This is a genomic window from Burkholderia sp. Ac-20392, from assembly GCF_017104585.1.
Lineage (GTDB): Bacteria > Pseudomonadota > Gammaproteobacteria > Burkholderiales > Burkholderiaceae > Burkholderia > Burkholderia lata.
In genome coordinates this window covers 1-21,658 of record NZ_JAAGPB010000019.1, presented here as the reverse complement: position 1 = coordinate 21,658, position 21,658 = coordinate 1, and the positions used below count along the sequence as shown (strand labels likewise).

The following is a 21,658-nucleotide window of genomic DNA, read 5'->3' as shown; positions in this document are numbered from 1 at the left end:
GTCAAAAACACTCTCCTTACTTTCATCGAGTAGTAACAGTTCCAGGCACCATCGTCGCCGTATTCAAGTCGCCGGGCTGTAAAGTTGCTCCCTTCACGACGGTAATAACAATCGCGCTCGGGTCTTGCTGCGTAATGCGATTCGCATTCGTCCATTCTCGTTGCGACATCCCATTCACCGGCCCCTTATCTACGGTTTGAACAAAGACACGCCGTCCCTGCTGATCCTCGAAAGTCAAATCCGCATACGAACTACCCTTGCGACCAACACCATTTAATGGCCGCAGATAGGTTTCACTTTGCTCCGCGCCAGTCAAGCGGTCCCGTCCTCCTGCTGTGTGCGTGTGAGTCGAATTATCCGCGAGATACTGATCTCTGACTCCATCCATGTGGTTCTTAGTCGCTTGGTTACCCCGTCGGCACCATCCCCATGGATCAATCCATATCAGTGGACTCTCAGCATACGCATAAAGATTATGCCCGCCACTCAGGCCAATCGGATCCGGATTAATGAAGCGTCCGATGTCCGGATCATAGAACCGGAACGTGTTGTAGTGCAGCCCGGTTTCCCGATCCAGGTATTGCCCTTGGAAACGCAAGTTCTGCGGCCGTGGCACGTGGGCAGGTGTTGCAGAAGCCAATTGCACCTCGCCCCATCCCGGCACCGACTGCTGCGGCGCCCGCGCGATCCACTCCTCCTGCACCGCATTACCCCACACCTTGTATCGCGCCTGCCAGATCAACTCGCCTTCAGCGTTAGTCAGTTCCTCCGGCAACCCCGAAACATCATTGTGGAAATAGTAAACCGCATCCCGCGCATTTGCGTCGTTAGCCGCCGCCTTACCCTGATCGATTCGTGCCAGCGGCACGTAGCTGTTCGACTCATACAAGTACGTCAGCGCTTCCTCGCCCTGACGGTCGTGGTACGTCTCCTGCACGAGCCGCATGCCGTCCCACAGGAAATCCGTGCTCGCATACCCCCCATTGAGCTTCCGAATCCGCCGACCGAACGCGTCGTATTCGAAGTGCGTCGTCCCGACACCAAGCCGGTCCTTCGTCACGACGGTCTTCAACTGATTCCAATCGTCGTACTCAAGCGCCAACTCTTTAGCCGGCCCGTGCCCACTCAACTTGCGAACCAGCCGCCCATAAACGTCGTACTCGAAGCGCTTGTCCTCGAACATCTTGAGCCGGTTGTGCTCTACGAAGCCTCCCGGATGATCGCTCGACACCAGGTTCGCCGCCGCGTCCCAGCGAAACACTTCCGACGGCAATCCCGGCCCGGACGCCTGTTCAATGCGACCGGTCGCGTCATAGCGATAACTCGTCGTGCCATAGCGCAGATCCCGCTTCTGGATCACATCGCCCGCAGCGTCGTATTGCCATTGCTTCGCAAGCAACTCGTCCGCCGCCCGACCTCGCTGTGCAACTTGCCGAGCACGACGGCCCACCGCGTCGTACCCGAAATGACTCGTCAGCTTGCCTTGCGTCCGCAGAACTTCCCGATGCAGATCATCGCGCTCGATGTCGGCCACTGCAGCACCATCAACACGGATCTGATGCACATGCCCCGACCCGTAATGCAGCCAGTCGATCGTGCGCTCGCCCGAGATCGTGGTGCTGACGCGGTTACCAAGCTCATCGTAGGTATGCGCAAGCCAGCCCGTCGGCGTGTATTCCTCGAGCACCTCACCGCGCGCCCCGTACTTCAGGCTGACCCGATTCTTCAGCGACGAACCACGAGCGGCCAGCGTGTACAACTCGGCCGACGCGATTCGGCTCGCCTTGTCGTACAGGTATTCACATCGCTCATGCGCGGCTTGCTTCGCCGTCAGTCGCCCGATCGCATCGCGCTCGTATCGCGTCTCGATCTTTCCATCCCGTACGATCGTGCCTTGGCCGCACACGTCGTATTCGTATGTCCGCTTGTGGCCATCGAGCCCGATCTGCGCAGCCACCAAATCGCGACGGTCATACTGGAAGCGATACGACTCGCGATTTTCGTTGGTCAAGCTCGCGAGCCGGAACGCATCGTCGTACCCGAATCGCACGACCCGATTAGCCGCGTCGGTACGCGAAAGCAGCAGCCCACGCGGATTGAGTTCATACCGCGTGCTGCGCTGATTCGCATCAACAACCTCAATAAGACGCCCAGCCACGTCATAAAAGAACGCCTGACGCGCACCATCTGCCGTCCCGATCCCCGTGACCCGCCCCATCGCATCCGTTTCGTACACGGTCGACTGTCCGGCCGCATCAGTCACACGTGCCAACGCACCACGTGCGTCATACGCAAACCGCGTGACCTTGCCGGAACAGTCGGTGTACGACGTCAACTGCGCACGTCCATTCCACTCGAGGAACTTGTACCCACCCCGCGCATCGCGAATCGTGTGCACGAGCCCACGCTCGTCCCGGTGATATTCGGTCGCAAAACCCGCCGGATCACGCGTCATCGTCAGGTTGCCGAGATCGTCGTAACGGTAAATCCAGCGCGAATTCGCCGGATCGGTTTCCGCTACAGGCAGGTCGTAGTACCCGTTCCACTCGGTCCGCTCGACCTGGCCAAGCGCATCGATACGCTGCGTCTGCCGCCCGCGCTCGTCGTATTCGAAGCGCGTCGTGTTCCCGGCGGGATCGGTCGTGCTGACCAACTGCCGCTTTGCGTTCCACTCCAACTGCCACACGTGGCCTTCGGCATCCATATGGCTCGTCGGCTGCTGATCCTCGTTCCACGTCCAGCGTGTCACACGACCGATCTGGTCGGTAATCGTCACCGAACGTTGCGCGAGATCTGCATTGAACGTGTACGCTTCGCCGTCGTTGGTCCAGTGGCGCACGACCCGCGCATCGCGACCGACACCTCGCCACTCGTAAAAACACTGCAGGCCGCCACGCAGCGTGTGCTGGACCATCAGCCCATGCTCGTACGCAAAGCGTCGCCCGATATGGCCGCTACGATCGGTAACGGCCACCAGCTCGCCGGCGTTGCTGTATGCGTACCGCACCAGCGTGTCGGGTTGTTCTCCGTCGACCCCACGGGTCAATTCGATCGCGGCAATACGTTGCGGATGCAACTTGTCGTAGGACAGTGTCAGCAAGCGACCGGCGCTATCGTGCAACCGCACGGGCCGCGCAACCTCATCGTGCGCTTCTCGCTCCACCTCGATCCAGTTACCGTTGCGATCTTCGAGACGCCATAGCTTGAGCGTCTCGCCATCCGCATCGGTACGAGCGCGGCCGAAATCGCGATACACACCGTCAACCGTTTCGACCACATAGTGGCCGCCTTCGGTGCAGATCAGGTAAATGCCTTCCGGCACGCTGAAATGGCTCTCACCCGGCAGCACAGCCGGAAACACGATGTCGCGCCCCTGCTCGTCCCAGTACGTGATCGACGCAACCTCGCCATGTTCACGCGCGAGCCGCAATTCGACGCTGATCGGCACGCTCCACCCCGTTCCGAACAAGCTGTCGGCACGATCATCGAGGCTGCTATAGAAACGCTGCCACACGATCGGCAGCGGTCCGGGCAGGACGAAGTCGGTATCGTCCGTGCCATCGAGCACCTTGCTGCCGGTAATGACGTTAACCGGATGCCCCGCCGACGGCCTCGCCAGACTGCCCAGCCAGGTACCGAACGCGCCCGCCGCAAAATTCACTGCAAGACACGGCAGCTTGCTCTTCAGGAAGTCGCCCCAGCTCATCTTCCCGCGGCCGCACACCGCCAGCGCGATACCAAGCGCCGCCCCCAGCCACCCAAGCCGCGTGGCCGACTTCACGTCCCGCACCCGCTGCGTCCCACCGCCGATGAAAACGTTGTCCGAGCCTTCGGCAATCGTCCCGTCGCACGTCGTCTTGTCTCCAACCCGCGCGGCCGGTTGATCGTTGATATAAACGTTCCCCGACCCGTCGGCAATCATCTGCGGCCCGGGATGATCGGTACACGCAACGGTATCGAGATCCCCCGGCTTCGCCGCCCGCGCCGCCGGCTTGTCGTTGACGTAGACGTTCCCCGACCCGCTCGCGATCTTGCCTTTGATCACGGGCGGCACGAGCGAATTGGCTACCGACTTCGCGCCATCGTCGATGGCTTCGTTCATGCCGCTCGCTTCCATCAGCGCGCCCGAGCCGACCGCCACGCCTACGCCGATCGCAATCACGAGCGGCGTCGCCAACCCCGCGGTGCCGATCTCGAGCGCAGCGAGGCCGGCGAAGATCAGCCCCTCCATCGCCTCTGCCACCAACGCACCGACGATGGCGCCGCCGACTACCGATCCGACCGTGCCGACAAGCTCACCCAGGAGCGACGTGTGCTGGATCGGATCTTCGAAGCGCGCGGCCGCGAAGTTCTCCGCGCTCACGACGCGTCACCCGGCCCGAGCAGGGACGGCCGGGCCGCGCGCGGCTGGAAACTGGCGAGCATGCGTTCGGCGATCGCCTGCTGTTCTTCGGTCAGCGGGGCCGCGCTGGTCAACGTCATCACCAGCACGCGGCCGGCGTCATCCGACGGAAACATCGTCTGCACCTGATGCCAGAGCCTGCCGTCGCGCTCGAGCGTGGAATCGATCTGAATGCCCGCACGGGAACCCACCGTTACCGGCCGACGCGCTTTCTCGGTCAGCATCCTGGCATCGCGCGACGCCACTTCCCATTCGCGTACGACGAACCCGTCGAGATTCTCCCCGTCACGCAACCGCCCGCGGGCGATCACGAGATTGAGGCCGCCGGGGCCGGCATTCATCATCAGGATGTTGACGGTGCGGTCGAGCGCCGCGTCCGGCAGTTCGAAGGTGCCTTCGTGGATTGCGTAGTGCATGGCTGGTTTCGTTCGAGTTATTTGTTGAGGTCGATGCGCGTGCCGTTGACCATCACGCCGTCGTCGGTCATCAGGATCACGGAGCCCTTGTGCTCGAGGCGGATGCCTTCCGGCGCGAGCGAGATCGAGCTGTCCATCACCTTCAGCAGGATGCCGCGCTCGGCCATGTGGACCTGCGTGCCGCCGCCGCCATCCTTGGCCGGCGTCGTCACCTCGACGGTGGTCGCGGTCGTGCTGCGCTTCTCGGCGATCGTCTCGGTCAGGTTGCCCTGCGGAATCTGCTTCTCCTCGCTGCCCGTCGCCACCAGCACGGTACGCATCGGCCCCAGCACCTTGTGCGTCTCGTTGTTCTCGACGATGGTGTTCATGTCCTTCTGCGCATGCATGAAGAATTCCTGCATGCCGTTCGTGTCGGTCATGCGGATCTCGTTCGACCCCTGCCCCTTGTGCGTCTGGCTCTTGATCCCCATCGTCTGGCCGGCCGCACCGTGGTACGGATTGCCCTGTTCGCCGTTGAACACGCGGCCGACGATCACCGGGTTATCCGGATCGCCCTGGTTGAATGCCACGAGCACTTCCTGCTTGATCCGCGGAATCGCGGCCGCGCCCCAGCCGTCGCCCGCCCACGGTTGCGACACGCGCACCCACATCGAATCGGAGCCGTCCTTCTTGCCGCGCCGGTCCCACGGGAAATGCACCTTCACGGCGCTGCCATTCGTGTAGATTTCCTCGCCTTTCGGCCCGACGACCATCGCCGATTGCGTGCCATGAATCACGGGCTTCGGCGTGCCGCGCGGCGCGCGATACGGCACCTTCTTCGGCAGCAGCGCGAAGCTGTTGCGGTACGGCAGCTTCGCGCTGTGCTGCGTGTAGTCGTTCACCGCCTCGTGACGCACCTGCAGGATCACGTATTCCTGGTTGTTCTCGAGCACCGGGTGATTCGCCACGGTGACGGCGCCCGCCGTGGTCATGCGCCACGCGTAGCCGCCGCCGGTAAAGCGATGGGCCTGCGCCTCCTCGGCTTCCATCGCGAAACGCGCGTAGCGGTTGCCGTCGTCGCCGTGGTCGTACAGCGACTGGTGCTCGAACCGCTCGGTCGCGTCGAGCCGCGCATGCTTGAGGTTCTGCGGCCCGGCCTCCACCAGCATCAGCGGCGACGACGGGTTCTGGTGGTTGAAGTCGCGGAACGTGACCTTGCCGACGCCGAAGCGCCGGCCTTCGTGCAGTTGATCGATACCGCTGTCCTCACTCGCCTCGGTGGCCGCGAACGGCACCGTCGCGAGCCCGTCGATCGGGCGGAACAGCAGGTTCGAATCGCCGATCACCAGGATGTGCTTGTCCTTCTCGTAGCGGTGCGTCCAGACCAGCCCCTCCTGCTCCATCAGCCGCGCGCAGAAGTTGAAGTAGCTCTCCTGGTACATCACGACATATTCGAGCGGCTTCTGGGCCGTCCGGATATCGAACACGAAATCGGAGAAGCCGTGCTCCTGGAAGATCTCGGTGAGGATGTCCTGCGCGGTCTTGTTCTGGAAGATCCGGCAGTCGGTCGAGCGCGTCAGGAACCAGAACCACGGCACCGCCGTCAGGTGATACTGCGTGACGTTGCCGGGATTGCCGGCCCGGTCGAACGACGCGACGTAGCCGTCGAAGTATCGGTCGTTGTCGGCGGCGCCCGATGCGACGACGCGCTCCAGCGTCGACAGGCGAGCCTGCTGGTCGAACCGGATCTTGACCTGCTGGCCGATCAAATCCTCGGGGCGCAGATCGTGGCGATGCGACAGCAGGTCGAGATGGATTTCCGGCAACCGGTTCACGTGCTCGTCGACGACGGCGGCGCTGACCAGCAGCACGTCCGGGCCGAGCGGCGTATCAAGTGTGACGTAACGGTTGAGCTGGGTCAGGCGCGCGGGGTTGGCGGCGCCGTTGATCGCCTCGGCGATCGCGCCGGGCGTCTTGTCCATCAGCGAGAAGCCGGTCTGCGCGAGCTGCATCGCGCGCTGGACGGTGTCGACGTGCCCGGCCAGGCCCGCGAGCGGCCCGAGGCTGCCGGCGACACTCGACGCAACCGGGCCGGCGAGACCGCCGAGCGCGCTCAACGAGCCGAACGCACTACCGCCCATTCCTGTGGGAATACCCCCGTTCGGAGCGAAACTCATGCTTGTTCCTTCTTGTGTTCTCAGGTTCCAGGTGCCGGCTGATCGGCCCGAAGCCCCGATAATGTAGGACAAAACCCGGACGCGTGAAAGACACCCGCAAACGTTTCCGTTCAGGCCCCCGATAATACAAAAACAGGCCGGCGGCCGGCCGCCCCGGCGCGGCTGCCCATGCGCGAAGCGCCGCGCCAACACGCGCGGAACACGACACAATCTGCATGAAACGTGTGACAGATCCGTACGGGGCGAGGCATCGCCCCTGTCACGATGAAATAGTGCGAACGCTCGGGAGGGAAACGCGCGCCGTCAGGCACGACAGCGCCGCTATGCTCTATCGATCATCGCGTTCGATAGCATGACTGCCGGTGCTTGCAAACGCCTTTCACGTGGCCCAGGGAAACCGCCCCCGTCACCGCGGCGACACCACGATCGCCGCCCGCCGGTTCTGCGCCCGCCCGCCTGGCGTCTTGTTGTCCCCGACCGGATCGCTCTTCCCCTTCCCGACGATCGCGATGCGCTTCGTATCGAGCCCGACGTCGACCAGTTCAAGCGCAACGACCTCCGCCCGCCGTTTGGACAACTCGAGGTCATACTCGTCTACGCCCTCCTGGTCGGAGTAGCCATAGACCCGTACCCCGTTAATCCCCGCCGACCGGAGCGTGCGACCGATCCTTTCGACGATCCGCCGCACATCGGGCTTGAGGTTGTAGCGATCGAAATCGAACAGGATCGGCCCGGTCGAGCCGAACTCGAAACCCTGCTGGGTTTCCTGGAAACCGGCCGACTTGAGCGCCGTGACCTGCGTCTGCGTCAATCCACGATGAAGCGGCGGCGTCTTGCAGCCTCCCAGCAGCATGCACAAAAGCAGCGCGCTGCCGACGCACAAGCGCCCAAAGCCCACCGGAAACGTGTTGTTCATCATTGACCCCTTCGATTGCACCCGCATCGCGAGCGCTCTTTCAACCCACTGCCGCGGCCTCGCCCGCAGCGTGAAACGATGAACCTCAAGCCGCCCCCGCGACCCCTTCCGCCAGTTGCCACGAGCCTGGCCGGGCGCGCTTGGCGCGGTACATCGCGGCATCCGCCGCCCGCAGCAAACCGCTCGCATCCGACGCGTGATCGGGATACAGCGCAACGCCGGCACTCATCATGGTGGCCACCACGCGGCCGTCGGACAGCTCGATCGACGGCGCCATGCCGGACAGGATCTCGTCAGCAATACGACATACGCTACCCGCTTCGCGCACGGCCGGCAGCATCACCGCGAATTCGTCGCCGCCCAGGCGCGCGACCAGGTCGGCCTCGCGCACCTGCGTGCGCAGCCGTGACGCGATGCCGATCAGCACCGCGTCGCCGGCGTCGTGGCCGAGGCAGTCGTTGATTTCCTTGAAACGGTCGCAATCGAGATACAGGATCGCGACCCGCTGCCCCGTGACCCCGGCTTCGCCGAGGGCGAGTGCAAGACGCGATTCGAACTGCACGCGGTTGGGCAGCCCCGTGAGCGCATCGTGCGTCGCCTTGTGTTCGAGCGACGCGTTCTCGTCGCGCAGCGTGTTCTGCCAGTCTTCGAATTCGTCGAGCAGCGCATTGAAGTCGTCGCCGAGCTGGTTGAGCTCGGCAATCGACGCGGGCTCGACGCGCTGCGCGAACGCACGTTCGCGCCGCACCGCGTGGGCGACGCTGGCCAGCGCGCGCAACGGCGAAACGATATTGCGCAACAGGCGCTTCGAGCTGATATATGCGCCGATCACGCTAACGGCCAGGCAACCGAGAATGCCGCCCACGCCGCCAAGCAGGAATCCGAAGAACTGATGGCCGCGGCCGCGTACGACGACGTGGCCGACGACGATGCCGTCATGCACCACCGGCGCGGTCACGGGCCCCGGCAGCGCGAGGTCGGCGACGACGCGTTCGAGCCGCGCGATCCCGCTGCCGGCGGGCAACTGCCACGTCGCGAACGGCTGGTCCTTGCTATCCGTCACCACCACCTGTGCGACGTCCTCGTCGCTGGCGATCAGCCCGATCGCCTCGGCCGCCGCGACGCGGTCGCCAAATACGAGCGCGGCCTCGACCGTATAACCGAGCGAGCGGGCCAGCAGGTTCAGGTTGTTGCCGGCATACGCACGCAATGCGATCACGGCCACCACGATCAACGACACGGCGGCCATCGCGACGGCGACGAACGCGAGGCGCAGGTGCGCGCGGCGCAGCACGCTTTGCAGCGTCGGGCGCGGCACGCGCCGCAGCGAAACGGGCGGGGCGGGCCGTGTCATGGCGCCCCCGGCCGCCGCGCGAGATTGAGCACGTTCGGATGCACGCGCACGCCGCTGCGTGCGACTGCGTCGAGATTGATGTCGAACGACACGCGTTCGCCGTCGACGTTGAGACAGAACATGCCGCCCGCGGTGCAGGATGGATCGTGTTCCGAAATCGTCAGCACCGGATGGCCGGCCACCGCAGCTCTCACGCGCGCTCTCTCATCTGCGCCCAGGTTGCCGAGATAGACGATGTCGCAGGCGATGCCGAGCGCGGGATCGTCGAAGCGCACACGCTGCACGTCGAGCAGTGTCGAGCCGGCCTGCAGCGTGTCGGTCAGGCCGCGCGCATAGTCGGGTCGGCCCGTGACGCACAGATGCAGGCGAACGGGTGTCGTCGGCCAGCGGGTGAAACTGACGATGCCCAGCACGACCTGGCGCACGGCCGTGTCGTGTGACGCAACAGCGGGATCGGCGGGATCGGCAGGGGTCGCGGCGGCAACCATGCGCACCATGTCGGCCGGATCGACAGCCTCGGCGGCCGCCCCGGCCAGCACGGCCTGCGCGGCCCCCAGAACGCAAACGATTGCGGCCAGCGCGTGGCGCAGCGGAGCGGTTCGACCAGGACGGCCGGGCACCGTTCGCGCGGCGATTGCCGCCGCGTCCGCTGGCGTCGCTGCAGTCGCGAGACTGGCAGCCGACGCGCACACTTTCGCATCCATGATGGCAACATCCGCTGGCGTCGCTCCGGCGCTGCCTCCCGCCTCCCTCCATGCGCGTGCAGGCACCGAATTACGCGCATGATGGCTTCATCTTAGGTAAAAATTCGCATCACCAACCAGTGGGAAACACCCGCGAGAAGCGGGGGAAAGTCTGCGGAATCGGCGTTTGCGCACGACACTGCCGGCGAACGCGTTCGCCGACGTCGATCCGGTTGCGACGTCGGCAAATTGATCAGCGGATTGGCGGCCGATGCAGGTCAAACTTCATACGTTCCGTCACGCTACGCGACCGCCGACAAATCGAAAGGCGTCTCCCGCAACCGCTTCCCCGTCAGCCGGAACACCGCGTTCGCGATCGCCGGCGTCACCGCCGGGCTCGACAGCTCACCGACGCCGCCCGGCTTCGCCGGATCGCCCTGCACGATATGAATGTCGGTCTCGGGCATGTCGTTCATCCGCATCACGCGATACGTATCGAAGTTCGACTGTTGCACACGGCCGTGCCGGAAATCGATGCGATCGGACGTCGCATGGCCGAGCCCCCACATCAGGCCGCCGTACAGTTGCTCGTCGACGCCGGCCGGCGACACCGCGATTCCGCAATCGGCGACGCACGTCAGCTTCTCCACACGCACCGCGCCGTCCTTGCGTACGACACGCGCGACCACCGCGACATAGCTGTCGTACGCCTGGTTCGTCGCGATGCCGAGTGCGACACCGTCCGGCAGCGGCTGCCCCCACCCCGCCCGTTGCGCCGCCTCGCGCAGCACGGCCGCATGGCGCGGCCGGTCGCGCATGTGCGCGAGCCGGAATTCGACCGGGTCGCGCCGTGCCGCATGCGCGGCCTCGTCCATCAGCGATTCGACTGCGAACACGTTCGGGATGTAGCTCACCGCGCGAAACCAGCCGGTCGGCACGCCCGTCTCCATCCGGATCCAGCCGATGTCGCGATGCGGCGCCGCATACGCGAACTCCCATTTCGTGAGCGCCTCGGTCGTGCTGAAATCCATCCGGTCGGTGCGCTCCAGATAGCCGGGCTCCCACTGTTGCGGCGATGCGGGCATCACGCCGCGCAGCCACAGCGATGCCAGATTGCCCTGCGCATCGAGCACGGCGCGCGCGCGGTGGTAACTTGCCGCGTGATAGAACAGCGCACGCATCTCGTCCTCGCGGCTGTTCATCAGCTTCACCGGCTTGCCGGTCTTCACCGCGAGCCAGGTCGCCTCGAACAGCCAGTACTTCGATTCGCGTGCGCCGAAGCTGCCGCCCGACACCAGCTCGTGCAGCGTCACGCGATGCGAAGGAATGCCGCCGATCACTTCGGCCGCTTCCATCGCGGTGGACGGCACCTGCAGCCCGCCCCAGTATTCGATGCCGCCGTTGCGCGCCCACACGGTGAGGTTGATCGGCTCCAGCGGATTCGCGGCCTTGTGCGGCATCGCATACGACGCCTCGATCGTGCGCGCGCCGGCCGTATGGGCCTTCGCCGGATCGCCGTCGGCAATCGTCGGCACGACGCGCGCGGCCGGATCGTCGACCCACGCGGCCTGGCGCGCGGCGAGCGTGCTGCTGTCGAACGTCTCGAACAGGCTGTCCTCCCATTCGATCGTCAGCGCGGCCTGCCCTTTATGTGCTGACCAGTAGTCGTCCGCGAGCACCGCGACGCCGGCCTGGTTGCCGCCGAGCACATCGGGGCGCGGCGGAATCTGCAGCACGTCGCGCACGCCGGGAATCGCGAGCGCCGCCTTCGCATCGACGCTGCGCACGCGGCCGTCGATCACCGGCGCGCGCGTGACGACCGCGACCAGCATCCCCGGCAGCGACACGTCGATGCTGTACGGAAACGAACCATCGGCCTTCTGCGCGGCGCCGCGCTTCTTGCGCAGCTTGCCGATGTAGCGGAACTGCGCGGGATCTTTCAGCACGACCTGTTTCGGCGCCGGCAACTGCGCGGCCGCCGATGCAAGCGAGCCGTACGTCGCCCGGCGGCCGCTCGCCGCATGCAGCACGGCACCGTCTGCCGTCGTACACGCAGCGACGGGCACACCCCATTGATGCGCCGCCGCCTCGACGAGCATCGCACGCGCGGTCGCGCCCGCACGACGCAGCCGGTCGTACTCCATCGCGACGCTCGTGCTGCCGCCGGTCGAGAACACCTTCCACAGCGGGTGGATGTAATCGGCGAAGAACGGATCTTCCGGCGTGATCACATCGACCCGGAACGGATCGACGTCGAGCTCCTCGGCCACGACTGCTGCGAGCGCGGTGCGCGTGCCGGTGCCCGAATCGTGCTTGTGCACGACGAGCTTGATCGTGTCGTCGGGCAGCACGCGCACCCAGGCGTTCGGTTCGAATTCGCCGGCGGACGGATGAGGATCGCCACTGGCGCTCTTGCCTGCGGCCACCGCGTCGGGCATCCGGAAGCCGATCGCGATGCCTGCGGCAAGCAGTGCCGAACCCTGCTTGAGGAAGCGCCGGCGCGGCGTGCCGTCGTCGTGCGGTGCGTCCGGTGCATCCGGTGCGTGGTCGTCGCGCATGTCACGCCTCCTTCGCGGGTTCGGCCGCGGCCTTCAGCGCCGGATCGCCGGACGCCGCACGCTTGATCGCGCGGTGAATGCGCGCATACGTGCCGCAGCGGCAGATGTTGCCCGACATCGCCTGCACGATCGCGTCGTCGTCCACCGGCTGCCCGCCCTTCAACAGCGCGGCTGCCTGCATCAGTTGCCCCGGCTGGCAATAGCCGCATTGCGGCACGTCCTCGGCCACCCACGCGAGCTGCAGCGGATGCCGCCCGTCCGGCGACAGCCCCTCGATCGTCGTCACGTGCCGCCCGTGCGCAGCGACGGCCGGAATCAGGCATGCGCGTACGGCCTGCCCTTCGAGATGCACGGTGCACGCGCCGCACAGGCCCTTGCCACAGCCGAACTTCGTGCCGGTGAGCTTGAGCCGGTCGCGCAGCACCCACAGCAACGGCATATCCTCCGGTACATTCTCGAGCGAATGGCGTGTATCGTTCACGACGATGTCGATCATGCGCTGTCTCCTGATTCGCATTCATGATGTCGGCCCGCGTCCGTCGCGCGGTTCCGGAGCATTATCGAAACGCGATGCACGGGTACGCCAGCGATCATTTCGTCGATTCCCTGTCAGTCGGACTAACAGATGCTCAAGCGATACCCTTCGATCCAGTCGATGCAGGCGTTTCTGCAGGCCGCGCGGGTCGGCAGTTTTTCCAGCGCAGCACGCCAGCTGGCGCTCACGCACAGCGCGATCAGCCAGCAGATTCGCTCGCTCGAGGAATTCATCGGCCAGCCGCTGTTCGCCCGCGCCGGCGGCCGCGTGATGCTGACCGATGCCGGCACGCTGTTCGCGAACCAGTTGTCGGACGGGCTCGAACAGATCGATCGCGCGCTGTCGTCGGTGAAGGGACGCACGACCGGGCCGTCGCTGCGGCTCGACGTCGATCCGGAGCTGATGCAGGGCTGGCTGCCCGCGCGACTGCCGGCACTGATGCACACGCTCGACGGCACGACGCTGACGGTACTGTCCGCGCCGCGCCACGACCGCGATGCATTCGATCGCGTCGATGTTGCGCTGCGCTACGGCTACGGGGAATGGGAAGGCGTGGACAGCGCGCTGGTCTGCCCCGACCGGCTGACCGCGATGGCCGCGCCCGCGCTGCTCGAACGTTACGGGCTGACCGCGCCGCTCACGCCCGAACAGGTGCTCGAACTGCCGTTGCTCGGCTACACGAAGCGGTCGTGGATTCCGTGGCTCGAAGCGGCCGGGCTCGAACCCGTCGAACCGGAAACGATCGCCGTGTTCGACAACGCGGCGGGGCTCGTCGCGACGCTCGCGTCAGGGCTCGGTGCCGGGCTGGTGCGCGGGCTGCTCGCCGCCGATGCGCGCCGCGACGGCCGGCTCGTCGAACTCTGCACGATCGCGATTCCGACCCACTACAACCTGCATGCGATCTGGCCGCGCGAGCGCCATGCGCGCGTGAAGCCGCTGATCGATGCGATCGGCGCGCTCGTCGCGCAATCGCTCGGGCACTGATACGCGCCGCTACGCGTTGAACTCCGCCGCGACCTCGCGCACGGTGTCGAGGAACGCGCCGAGCACCGCGGACGTATCGTCCGCGCGGTAACGCGCCTGCAGCGATACCTCGAGCTCCGGCGGCAGCAGCGGCACGAACGCGACGCCGCCCGTCGAGATCTGCCGCGACGACGCGGGCAGCAGCGCGACGCCCAGCCCTTCGCGCACCAGCGACAGCAGCGTGTGCACTTCGACGACCTCGTGTGCGATCTGCGGCGTGAAACGCGCGTCGACGCAGCTCTGCTGCAGGAAGCGCGCCAGTTGCGAGTGCCGCAAGCCGAATGACACGAACTGTTCGCCGGCCAGCTCGGCGAGCGCGATCGCGTCGCGCGACGCGAGCGGATGGCCGGACGGCAGCACGGCCACGGCCGTTTCGCGCACAACGATCTCGCTGCGGATCGACGGATCGTCCTGGAACAGCCGGAAGAAACACACGTCGAGCCGCTTCTCCTTCAGCGCGTCGATCTGCGCGGCCGGCGTCATCTCGTGCAGCGACCAGTGCACGTGCGGATGGCGCTCGGCGAACACGCGCAACGCACGTGGAATCGGCACGACCATCGCCGAGCTGATGATGCCGACCGCGAGCCGCCCCACTTCCCCGCGCCCCGCGCAACGCGTGAGATCGATCGCGCGATCGAACTGCGCGACGATCAGCGGCACCTGCTCCTTCAGTGTTTTCCCTGCCTCGGTCAATTCGACGCGATGCTGCGAGCGCACGAACAGAGCGGTGCCGAGCTGCTCTTCGAGCAGCCTGATCTGCTGGCTCAACGGCGGCTGCGAGATATGGAGCCGCGCGGCCGCGCGCCCGAAATGCAGTTCGTCGGCCAGCACCGCGAAGTAACGCAACACACGCATGTCCATATCGCAAACGTATCAAGAGCGTCAGTAAAAAATATTGTACAGAGCACATTCGGCTGGTGACACTCGATCCCAAGCAGCAGTGCACGTCGCAGTGTGTCACTCGATGCCGGCGAGGGGAAGGCGCAAAAAAATAATGCGCCTTGCAAAGGGCCGCATGAATCCGACCGACGGGTCGCTTCATCGACGTGCCTGCCCGCGATACGGCAACCGGCTTTTCCGGTTCCTCTCAAGGAGATCGAGTAGATGATCATCGACACCAGCTGTTACCCGACGAATCTCGTCGACCTCGCATGGCGTCACGACGGCCCGCCGTTCACCGGCGAGCGCCTGATCGAGACGATGAACGGCCCCTTCCTCATCAACGGCAAGCCGCGCCGCGTCGACAAGGCATTCATCCAGCCGCCGCAAGGCAACACCATCTATACGTACACCGACGGCGAGAAGTCGGGCGCCGAATCGATCGACGCGTACATGGCGTACACGGTCGAGATGGTGCGCAAGCACCCCGACCGCTTCATCGGCTGCTTCGTCTACAACCCGCGCTGCGGCGTGGAGAACGGCGTGAACGCGATCGATCACTACGTGCGCAAGCTCGGCTTCAAGATGGTGCAGTTCCAGGCCAACATGCATGCGTACCGGCCCGACCGCGCGCTCGACTGGCTGCGCCCCGCGCTGAAGAAGTGCGCGGAGCTCGGCGTGCTCGTGAAGCTGCACACCGGCGACGGCCCGTACAGCATCCCGACCGAGTGGGTGCCGATGATCAAGGAATTCCCGACGGTCAATTTCATCATGGCGCACTTCGGTGTGCAGACCGGCGGCGTCTACTGTTTCGAGCCGTTCCAGCTCGCGATGGACCTGCCGAACGTGTATTGCGAATCGGGCTGGTGCCTGCAGTCGCGGATCGTCGAATTCGCGAAGGTGCTGCCGAAGCACAAGATCCTGTTCGGCTCCGACACGCCGCCGAACGAACCGGGAATGTGGCTGCGGTTGCTCGAAGTGCTCTGCTTCGATCCGCCGCAAGGGATGAATCTCGACGAGGACACGCTCGAGGACTACCTCGGCAACAACACGGCCCGGATGATCGGTCTCGAACCGACGCCCGCGCCGCGCACCGTCGACGAAGCGAAAGCGCTGCTCGCCGCCTGACGCCCGCGCCCCTCTCTCCCGATTCCGGAGCATTGCATGATCATCGATACGCACCTGCACCCGACCAACCTCGTCGACGAGGCCTGACGCCACACCGGCGAACCGTTCACCGGCGAACGCCTGCTCAAGATGATGGACGGCCCGTACATCATCAACGGCAAGCCGCGCCGCATCGACATGGGCTTCATCCAGCCGCCGCCCGGCAACACCGGCTATCGCGACGGCAACCGTCGCGGCCGCGAAGGCATTCGCGACTACATGGCGTACATCGCCGAACTCACGCAGAAGTACCCCGACCGCTTCATCGGCAACTTCACGTACAACCCGCGCTGGGGCCCGGAGAACGGCGCGGCGGAGCTCGAATTCCACATCAGGGAGTACGGCTTCAAGATGGTGAAGCTGCACGCGAACATGCACGGCTACCGGCCCGATCGCGCGCTCGACTGGCTGCGCCCGGCGATGAAGGTCTGTGCGAAGTACAACATCGTCGTGCTGATCCACACCGGCGACGGCCCGTACACGATCCCGACGCAGTTCTACCCGATCATCCGCGAGTTTCCGATGGTGAACTTCATCATCGGTCACTTCGGCATCCAGACGGGTGGCAACTACTCGTTCGAAGCATTCTGGATGGCGATGGATACGCCGAACGTGTACTGCGAATCGGGCTGGTGCTACCAGTCGCGGATCGTCGAGTTCGCCCGCGAGCTGCCGCGCAACAAGATCGTGTTCGGCACCGATTCGCCGCCGAACGAACCCGGCATGTGGCTGCGCGAGCTGGAGATGCTGTGCGGGCCCGCGCCGCAGGGGATGGATCTCGACGAGGACGGCCTCGAGGACTACATGGGCAACAACATCGCCCGCCTCGTCGGCATCGAGCCGACCAGGCCGCCGAAGGATCTCGACGAAGCGCAGAAGCGCCTCACGTCGACCTACCTGTAACGCGCCGGCAGCCGGATCGCGTGCCGCCTCGAACACGCGCGCGATCCGGTCTTTCCCCTTCCGTATCCGACGGAGTGCATCATGGCGTCCAGCCTTTTCGCCGAGCAGCAGGATTTCCATCACTTCGCGAACGCGTATCGCGAACGCTTTCCGGACGACGTGCTGACGCTCGCGCAGCCGCTGTCCGCCGACCAGGACGTCACGGCCGTCGTCGCGTCGCTCGCCGCACGCGGGCGGCACGAGATGCTCGTCTGCGAGCGCGTCGACGGTCTTTCGACACCGCTCGTCACCAACGTGTTCGCATCCCGCACGCGCATCGGCCGGCTGTTCGGCGTCGATGCGAACGGCCTGTTCGACGCGTGGCAGCAGTGCGCGAACGCGCCCGTCGCGCCGGTCGTCGTGCCGCACGGCCCCGTGCTCGATCAGGTGACCGAAGGCGATGCGGTCGATCTCGCACAACTGCCGATGATCCGCCACTTCGAAACCGATCGCGGGCCTTACGTGACCAACGCGGTGATCGTCGCCGAAGATCCGGTGACGGGCGTCGCGAACCTCAGCTACCACCGCTCGATGCCGCATGCGCGCAACGCGCTGGCGACGAGCCTCCATTCGCGCGGCCATCTGTGGCGAATGCTGCAGACCGCGAAGGCGCGCGGCGACACGCTGAAAGTCGCGATGGTGATCGGCGCGCATCCGCTGTTCATGCTCGCGGCCGCCGCACGCGTGCCGTTCGGCGCGGACGAGCGCGCCATCGCCGGCGGGCTGTTCGGCGCGCCGCTGCAGCTCGTGCGCACGCCGCATCACGGCATCGGCGTGCCGGCCGCCGCCGAGTTCGTGCTCGAAGGCACGATCGATCCCGACGCGCATGCCGAAGAAGGCCCGTTCGGCGAATTCACCGGCTACTCGTCGGACCGCTCGACCAACAACGTGCTGCGCATCGACGCAATGATGCGGCGCAAGGACGCGTGGCTCGTCGACGTGGTCGGCGGCCCGTACGCGGAGCACCTGACGCTTGCGCGGCTACCGCGTGAAGCCGAGATGAGCGAAAAGCTGAAGGCGCGCTTTCCTTCCGTCACCGCCATTCACTATCCGAATTCCGGCACGCACTTCCACTGCTACGTCGCGCTGAAGCAGTCGCGCGACGGCGAAGCGCGCCAGATCATGCTCGCGCTGCTCGGCTGGGACCCGTACCTGAAGAACGTCATCGCGGTCGACAGCGACGTCGACATCTCCGACGACGCGCAGGTGCTGTGGGCGATCGCGACGCACTTCCAGCCGCACCGCGACCTGTTCGTCGTCGACGGCCTGCCCGGCAGCCCGCTCGATCCGTCGTCATCGGCCGACGGCACGACGTCGCGGATGGGAATCGACGCGACGCGCGGCTCGCGCTTCGACGGCGTGCGCGCACGTGTCGGCGACGCCGCGATGCAGCGCGCCGCGCAAGTGATCGCGCAACTCGGCGGAGCATCGCGATGAGCGCGCGGCGGCTCGTGGTCGGCATCAGCGGTGCGTCCGGCTTCGTGTACGGGATGCGGCTGCTCGCGCTGCTGCGCGAACTCGACATCGAGACGCACGTGGTCGTATCGCGCGCCGCCGCGCTGACGATGGCGCACGAGACCGACTTCCGGCTGTCGGACATCACCGCGCTCGCGAGCGTGCTGTACCGCAGCGACGACATCGCGGCGCCGATCTCGAGCGGATCGTTCCGCACGCTCGGGATGATCGTCGCGCCGTGCTCGATGAAGACGCTCGCCGAGATCGCGAGCGGTCTTTCATCCGGCCTGATCTCGCGTGCGGCCGACGTCGTGCTGAAGGAGCGCCGCCGGCTCGTGCTGCTCGCACGCGAGACGCCGTACACGCTCACGCATCTGCGCAACATGGCCACCGTCACGGAAATGGGCGCGATCGTCGCGCCGCCCGTGCCGGCGTTCTATGCGCGCCCTGCTTCGCTCGACCAGATGATCGACCACACGCTCGGCCGCGTGCTCGACCTGTTCGACCTCGATTCCCGCACCGTCCATCGCTGGAAGGACAGCGAATCCCCGCACAACCCGCAGCCCAACCGACTCAACGGAGACGCATCATGACCCACATCCACACCACCCACAGCGACGTCGAAAAGATTCCGGTCACCGTGCTCACGGGCTTTCTCGGGGCGGGCAAGACGACACTGCTGAACTACATCCTGCGCGAGAAGCACGGCCGCAAGATCGCGGTGATCGAAAACGAGTTCGGTGAAATCGGCATCGACGGCGGCCTCGTGCTCGAATCGACCGAGGAAATCTACGAGATGACCAACGGCTGCGTGTGCTGCGTCGGCGCGGTGCGCGAGGATCTCGTGCGGATCGTGCGAATGCTCGTCGCGCGCCCCGACCGGCTCGATCACATCATCGTCGAGACGAGCGGCCTCGCCGATCCGTATCCGGTCGCGCAGACCTTCTTCCTCGACGATCCGATCGCGAAGGAAGTCGCGCTCGACGCGGTCGTCACGATGGTCGATGCAAAGCATATCCGCGCGCATCTCGACGATCTGGTGCTCGACGGCCGCGACAACCAGGCCGTCGACCAGATCGTCTGCGCGGACCGGATCGTGATCAACAAGGTCGACCTCGTCGACACGCCCGACGTCGATTCGCTGACCGCGCGGCTGCGCGAGCTGAACACGACGGCCGAGATCGTCGCGTCGAGCTACGCGCAGGTCGACCTCGACCGCATCCTCGGGATCGGTGCGAACGAATTCGCGCAAATCCTCGTCGAGAGCGACGGGCTGCAGGCCGATGCGCCGCATGCGGACGAACATGCGCACGAGCATGAACATGAGCACGAGCACGACGGCCACGCTCACGACGCCCACGCCCACGACGACGATCACGACCACCACGAACACGACGAAAGCGTGTCGTCGGTCGGCATCGAAGTCGATGCGGATGTCGATCTCGATGCGCTCGAAGCGTGGCTCGGCGAGCTGCGCCGCGCCGATACCGCGAACCTGTTCCGGATGAAAGGCATCCTCGCCGTGCAAGGCCGTGCGCAGCGCTACGTGCTGCAGGGCGTACACGGCGTGATCGAACTGCGCGCCGCGCAGGCGTGGGGATGCGAGCCGCGCTCGTCGCGCATCGTTTTCATCGGCCGCGATCTCGATCGCGCCGCGCTGACCGACCGTTTCCATGCCTGTCTCGCCGCGGCGGTCGCGGCCTGACGGGCACGCCAGGCGGGCGCATCGCGCGTCCGCCCGATAACGAACCTCAGAGGACACGCCCATGAACGCTGCTTCACATCCCGTCGATCGGGTCCTGCCGCGCCGCCAGATGCTGACGCTCGGCCTGCAACACATGCTCGTCGCCTATATCGGCGCGATCGCGGTGCCGCTGATCGTCGCGTCGGCGTTGAAGATGTCGCCCGCCGACACGACCGTGCTGATCAGCACCGCGCTTTTCTGTTCCGGCATCTCGACGATCCTGCAAACGGTGGGCGTCTGGAAGCTCGGCGTGCGCCTGCCGATCCTGCAGGGCGTCGCCTTCAGCAGCGTCGGCCCCGTGATCGCGATCGGCCTGACGCCGGGCGTGGGGTTCGCGGGCGTGTGCGGCGCGGTGATCGGCGCGGGCATCATCACGACCTTCGCCGCGCCGCTGGTCGGCCGGCTGCGCCGCCTGTTCCCGCCGGTCGTGACCGGCTGCATCGTCACCGTGATCGGGCTGCAGCTGTTTCCGGTCGCGTACCAGTGGGCCGGCGGCGGCGACGCGGCGAAGCTGCAGTTCGGCGAGCTGTCGTTTCTCGCGGTCGCGCTCGTCGTCGCGGTCGTGATCCTCGCGGTCAACCGCTTCGCGAACGCGTTCCTGCGCAACCTGTCGGTGCTGATCGGGCTCGTCGCCGGCAGCCTGCTCGCGATCGCGCTCGGGATGGGCAATTTCACGAACGTCGCGGCCGCGCCGTGGTTCACCGTGCCCTACCCGTTCCACTTCGGAACGCCGGTGTTCGCGATCGTGCCGGTGCTGACGATGGTCGTCGTGATGATCGTGCAGATGGTCGAGTCGATGGGCCTGTTCGTCGCGATCGGCGACATCGTCGAGAAGCAGGTGAGCGAGGAGGACGTCGTGCGCGGGCTGCGGGCGAACGGCGTCGCGAGCGCGATCGCCGGCACGTTCGCCGCGTTTCCGTTCATCGCGTTCATGGAGAACGTCGGGCTCGTGATCCTGACCGGCGTGCGCAGCCGCTGGATCGTCGCGGTCAGCGGCGTGCTGATGTGCGTCGTCGCGCTGGTGCCGAAGATCGGCGCGATCGTCGCGTCGACGCCGTCGGCCGCGCTCGGCGGTGCGGGTATCGCGATGTTCGGCGTGGTCGTCGCCGCCGGCGTGCAGACGCTGGCGAAAGTCGACTTCGAAGGCAACCGCTACAACGTGCTGATCGTCGGCTTCACGATCGCGACCGCGCTGATTCCGGTGATGGCGCCGAAGGTGTTCGCGCACATGCCCGACTGGACGCAACCGTTCCTGCACAGCGGTGTCGTGCTCGCGTGCCTCGTATCGGTCCTGCTCAATGCCTTGCTCAATGGCGTGCCGGCGGCGGCGCCCGTCGAATCGCACGCGCATGCCGACGCCGCGCACCACAGCCCGATGGCGCGCGAGTGCGACTGACGGGCTTCATGCCGCGCGCGGCGTCGAGCCTA

Annotated in this window: 15 protein-coding genes and 1 pseudogene; 7 read left to right on the top strand and 9 right to left on the bottom strand. The window is 65.8% G+C overall.

The window, feature by feature from the left end; genetic code table 11:
• Positions 1-22: 22 nt before the first annotated feature.
• The 8 genes from G3N99_RS04735 to G3N99_RS04700 form a co-directional block, all read right to left on the bottom strand.
• Positions 23-4,363 carry an RHS repeat-associated core domain-containing protein gene (locus G3N99_RS04735; protein WP_206121763.1) on the bottom strand — a complete coding sequence of 1,447 codons (4,341 nt, stop codon included), beginning with the start codon at positions 4,361-4,363 and terminating at the stop codon, positions 23-25.
• The gene (locus tag G3N99_RS04730; protein ID WP_174936633.1) at positions 4,360-4,818 is read right to left on the bottom strand and encodes a DUF1795 domain-containing protein; all 459 of its coding nucleotides are present in this window, start codon (positions 4,816-4,818) and stop codon (positions 4,360-4,362) included. Before G3N99_RS04730 ends, G3N99_RS04735 begins: the two co-directional genes overlap by 4 nt.
• A gap of 17 nt (positions 4,819-4,835) precedes the next feature.
• Complete coding sequence (gene tssI / locus G3N99_RS04725) at positions 4,836-6,974, bottom strand: type VI secretion system tip protein TssI/VgrG (RefSeq protein ID WP_174936630.1); 2,139 nt, start codon at positions 6,972-6,974, stop codon at positions 4,836-4,838.
• 406 nt (positions 6,975-7,380) lie between these two features.
• Positions 7,381-7,890, bottom strand: a complete 510-nt coding sequence (locus tag G3N99_RS04720) for an OmpA family protein (RefSeq protein ID WP_174937278.1) — start codon at positions 7,888-7,890, stop codon at positions 7,381-7,383.
• Positions 7,891-7,975: 85 nt separating this feature from the next.
• Positions 7,976-9,244, bottom strand: a complete 1,269-nt coding sequence (locus tag G3N99_RS04715; protein WP_174936627.1) for a diguanylate cyclase — start codon at positions 9,242-9,244, stop codon at positions 7,976-7,978.
• A complete protein-coding gene (locus G3N99_RS04710) occupies positions 9,241-9,948 on the bottom strand; it encodes a YfiR family protein (protein WP_206121762.1) in 708 nt (235 codons plus the stop codon). The genes G3N99_RS04715 and G3N99_RS04710 overlap by 4 nt, the downstream gene beginning before the upstream one ends.
• Positions 9,949-10,229: 281 nt before the next feature.
• Positions 10,230-12,485: a molybdopterin cofactor-binding domain-containing protein gene (locus G3N99_RS04705; protein WP_206121761.1), complete on the bottom strand. Its 2,256-nt coding sequence runs from the start codon at positions 12,483-12,485 to the stop codon at positions 10,230-10,232.
• 1 nt (position 12,486) lies between these two features.
• A complete protein-coding gene (locus G3N99_RS04700; protein ID WP_011354249.1) occupies positions 12,487-12,981 on the bottom strand; it encodes a (2Fe-2S)-binding protein in 495 nt (164 codons plus the stop codon).
• A 129-nt stretch (positions 12,982-13,110) separates the two neighbouring features.
• Between G3N99_RS04700 and G3N99_RS04695 the strand changes: the two genes are divergently transcribed.
• Positions 13,111-14,004, top strand: coding sequence for a LysR substrate-binding domain-containing protein (locus G3N99_RS04695; RefSeq protein ID WP_174936607.1), 894 nt, complete (start codon positions 13,111-13,113; stop codon positions 14,002-14,004).
• A gap of 9 nt (positions 14,005-14,013) precedes the next feature.
• On the opposite strand, the gene G3N99_RS04690 is transcribed toward G3N99_RS04695, so the two are convergent.
• Positions 14,014-14,904: a LysR substrate-binding domain-containing protein gene (locus tag G3N99_RS04690; protein ID WP_174939014.1), complete on the bottom strand. Its 891-nt coding sequence runs from the start codon at positions 14,902-14,904 to the stop codon at positions 14,014-14,016.
• A 243-nt stretch (positions 14,905-15,147) separates the two neighbouring features.
• On the opposite strand from G3N99_RS04690, the gene G3N99_RS04685 reads away from it, so the two are divergent.
• The 6 genes and pseudogenes from G3N99_RS04685 (at position 15,148) to G3N99_RS04660 (ending at position 21,626) form a co-directional block, all read left to right on the top strand.
• Positions 15,148-16,050: an amidohydrolase family protein gene (locus G3N99_RS04685; protein ID WP_174936600.1), complete on the top strand. Its 903-nt coding sequence runs from the start codon at positions 15,148-15,150 to the stop codon at positions 16,048-16,050.
• A 36-nt stretch (positions 16,051-16,086) separates the two neighbouring features.
• Positions 16,087-16,992, top strand: a pseudogene (locus tag G3N99_RS04680) (amidohydrolase family protein).
• Between the two features lie 81 nt (positions 16,993-17,073).
• Entirely contained in the window at positions 17,074-18,468 is a 1,395-nt protein-coding gene (locus tag G3N99_RS04675) for a UbiD family decarboxylase (RefSeq protein WP_206121760.1), read from the top strand.
• Complete coding sequence (locus G3N99_RS04670) at positions 18,465-19,079, top strand: UbiX family flavin prenyltransferase (RefSeq protein ID WP_174936592.1); 615 nt, start codon at positions 18,465-18,467, stop codon at positions 19,077-19,079. The genes G3N99_RS04675 and G3N99_RS04670 overlap by 4 nt, the downstream gene beginning before the upstream one ends.
• Positions 19,076-20,191, top strand: a complete 1,116-nt coding sequence (locus tag G3N99_RS04665; RefSeq protein ID WP_206121759.1) for a GTP-binding protein — start codon at positions 19,076-19,078, stop codon at positions 20,189-20,191. The genes G3N99_RS04670 and G3N99_RS04665 overlap by 4 nt, the downstream gene beginning before the upstream one ends.
• 61 nt (positions 20,192-20,252) lie before the next feature.
• Positions 20,253-21,626, top strand: coding sequence for a nucleobase:cation symporter-2 family protein (locus G3N99_RS04660; protein ID WP_174936587.1), 1,374 nt, complete (start codon positions 20,253-20,255; stop codon positions 21,624-21,626).
• The last annotated feature ends 32 nt before the right edge of the window (positions 21,627-21,658 follow it).